Annotated in this window: 2 protein-coding genes; both read right to left on the bottom strand. The window is 56.2% G+C overall.

The genetic code is table 11. The annotated features are described in order from the left end of the window. Positions 1-144: transposase (locus NKI85_RS37500; protein ID WP_352780897.1), on the bottom strand; the 144-nt coding region annotated here is incomplete at its 3' end. Between the two features lie 268 nt (positions 145-412). Beyond that, positions 413-2,284 carry a S8 family serine peptidase gene (locus tag NKI85_RS37495; RefSeq protein ID WP_352780894.1) on the bottom strand — a complete coding sequence of 624 codons (1,872 nt, stop codon included), beginning with the start codon at positions 2,282-2,284 and terminating at the stop codon, positions 413-415. Positions 2,285-2,813: the final 529 nt, after the last annotated feature.

Below are 2,813 nucleotides of genomic sequence, written 5' to 3'. Positions count from 1 at the left end.
CATCCCGCCGAAGCGGGCCTTCCAGTTGTAAATCGAGGCGTCGCTGACCCCGTGCTTGCGGCACAGATCGGCAACCGATACCCCGGCCTCATGTTCCTTCAAAATTCCGATGATCTGCTCTTCAGAGAAGCGGCTACGTTTCATGTCCTGGTCCTCTCGATGGGCCAGAACGAACTTCAAACCGGATTAGATAAGAGGGGCAAGGTCACACGCATTACAATTCGCTCTGGACCACGCGGCGTCAGCCGGGCATTCTTATGGACGTTCATCCGGTCCTCCGAGAATCACTGAAGCTTCGACAACCTCAGCTTTCCCGGTCTGGATCGGATGGACAACCTACTGAAAGCTCACAACTAACTAACATTCAACCCGGACTATCCAATGCCGATCATGGCAGAAGTCGAGCTAAGCGCTAAACTAATCCAGCAGCCCGCAACTGCAGCATGGTCTGGTAAGCCGCAGGGTTGGTGAGTAGGGCAGCCCGCAATTGCAATATGGCTTGGCAAATTGCTGGATTCGCCAGCATCGCAGCCCATATGATTTGTTGCTGTTCTGGGGACATGTAAGTCGTCCCGTGTTGCCCACTTGGCGTGTTCCCTGCGGATGTGGATGGTGCTTGTGGAGTCGCTGCAGCAGCACTTACTTGGCCAAGGGACGCAATGGAATTAGGCAAACCCGCGCCGCCGCGCGCCACATCCAGAACACAGGGTGTCGCAGATGCCTGGAGGATCTGGAATAGCTGTTCGACTCGCTGAGCATTGCGCTGCTTTGGCTTACCTTGGAAAGCTGGATGGTGGGCCAGAACCAACGCAGCGAGCCCCGTGATGTGCGGAGTCGCCATCGATGTCCCATCCCACGCCGCATAGCCGCCTGGTACGCAGGAGACTATGGCCACGCCCGGGCCGCATACCCGTACTTGAGGTCCGAAGCAGCTGAACTTCGCTGGGAAGATGTCGCCAATTCCACCTGGCAGCACAGTCAGCGCGTGGGCGGTGTCAATAGGATACGTATTCAACTTGCCGACCGCCGAGACGGTCAGCACTGTGGGTAGGATACCTGGGAACTGTACGGGGCCGCCCGAATTCCCAGCTGCAACGATGCAGGCAACCCCCTTGTCGCGTGCTTCCAGTATCTTCTGAGCGACTAACTCAGACGGAACCTCGGTCCCGAGACTCATGTTGACAACATCGATCCCAAGATCAATACACTGGTCAAGAGCGTCGATCAGATCGCTCGTGCGTCCCCCTGGGAACACCTTGAAAGCGTACAACTCAGCTTCCGGTGCGAAGCCACGAACACCTTGGACCTTATTACTCGCCGCACCAATCACGCCGGCGCAATGCGTGCCGTGAGACATAGTATCATTAGCCCATGAGTTGCCGCTGCTACCTTCAGTGAAATCGAAGCCGTTCTCAACATGCGTGAGTTGGGGGTGCGTGTTATCACAGCCTGAATCAATGATTCCAACCTTGATACCCCGGCCAGTTGATTCTGCATTGATATGGTCGAGCTGCATTGTGCTGTGACCCCATCCGACAATACCCTTGGCTGGGAAGCCAGAAAAGGTCTCGGCAAGAGAGCGCAGCTTGAGTACCGTGGCTCCTGAGGGGTTTAGGCTGGGCCGCATCACCATCTTCTCCCAGCAGTTCGCGGCTGGCCTAACGTAGATTGCGCGAATTGCATCGCCAAAGACGGAAATTTGCACCCGGCCGTCCTCGCCGGTGACGCCTTGGGCCGGTAAAGCAGTGCCATATACCTGCACCAAAGCCTTTGGCAGCGCCTGATCCTTTTCATCAACTATCTGAATATCCACCTGCAGCGATTTGCCAGTTGGAGGCAGAGACTGGGGGAGGAGGCCACTTTGGCCGGGGACGTCTGCATGGATCAGATGGGCATCTGGTTCGACGATGTAACGCGGATCCGCTGCTGCCTGCGCACGCAGGAGTTCGCCCTTTTCGACGTCCATTGTGGCGACGACAATCTCAGGAGTCGAGGCCCCCCCGCTGGCGGACATCGTTCCAAGGCCCCGGGGACGTATTCTCCTAACAACGTCAACACCTTCAATGGCGGTCAACTGGGCTTGAAGCCCTTCCGCAGACATCGGCAAGAAGCCTGGCGCCGTTCTCATGGCAATGAGATAACGGCCTTTGCGTTCGCCGGCCATAGTTTCGCCTCCAGTAGTTTGGGATCCTGTATCGTCTGCGCCACCCGCCGACTTACGATCACTCGTAGACGCTTGGTTTTTTTTCTCGTGACCACTTGTGCCATACTTCGGTTCAGCCATTGCAGCCTCCACATACGATTAGTAATTCGGCTCATCGTGCCACGGCTCAAAACTTGCTCCTCCTGCCGGAGAGCTTCAGTATTTGAGCGGAGCATCTGGTTCGATAATCAAGTCACGTCCAAATTTGGACCGCAGCTCTTCCGCTGTCCGTGGACCCATTTCAACGACAAGACGCTTTGGTGTGTCTTTGATTACTGATGCAGTAGGATCTTGTTCAATGTGTGCCTTGACGCCCTCAAGCAATTGATCCGTCTTGTCTGGTTGCACCGGTGCGACAAGGTATCGTTCTAGGTTACTAGCCATCGTTCCCTTCCATGCCGCCCTCTTACGGAGACAGCTAAGTCGTATTTGGGATCTCCCATGAAAACCGCCCGGTCCGCTACCATAGAATCCGGGCGGTTTTGCAATACTAATCAATAAGCCATCTGTGGCGCGAACTGCGGTGCCGCATTGAAGGGCAGGAAGCGCTGCCCGAGTTGACCCGCCATGCCGCCGATCTGCTGGCCGAGGCCCTGGTTGCCAAAGGCTC

Source organism: Mesorhizobium sp. M0571 (genome assembly GCF_040320985.1).
GTDB lineage: Bacteria > Pseudomonadota > Alphaproteobacteria > Rhizobiales > Rhizobiaceae > Mesorhizobium.
This window is presented reverse-complemented; position numbering and strand designations above follow the sequence as displayed.